Source organism: Terrabacter sp. 2RAF25 (genome assembly GCF_052115265.1).
GTDB lineage: Bacteria > Actinomycetota > Actinomycetes > Actinomycetales > Dermatophilaceae > Terrabacter.
On the sequence record NZ_JBFRGJ010000084.1, the window covers coordinates 1 to 354 of the forward strand.

Below are 354 nucleotides of genomic sequence, written 5' to 3' on the forward strand. Positions count from 1 at the left end.
CCCGAGGTGGCCGTGCCCGAACGCATAGGTCACGCGGGGCGTCGCCCGCGCGCGGCCGATGGCAGGCAGGCTGTCGGGCAGCGAGGGGCGGAAGCCCATCCATTGCACGCCACCCTCGGTCTTCAGCGCGGGCAGGAAGGCCTTCCCGAGGTGGCCGTGCCCGAACGCATAGGTCACGCGGGGCGTCGCCCGCGCGCGGCCGATGGCAGGCAGGCTGTCGGGCAGCGAGGGGCGGAAGCCCATCCATTGCACGCCACCCTCGGTCTTCAGCGCGGGCAGGAAGGCCTTGGCCTTCTTCAGCATCGCCTCGGACCGGTGGAAGTTCGGGGGCAGGTTCAGCCCGCCCAGTTCCAC

Annotated in this window: 1 protein-coding gene; it reads right to left on the reverse strand. The window is 72.3% G+C overall.

Features of this window, described 5'->3' with window-relative positions:
* The coding region (locus tag AB4091_RS22055; RefSeq protein WP_442295085.1) for an FAD-dependent oxidoreductase at window positions 1-354 on the reverse strand (354 nt) is incomplete at both ends.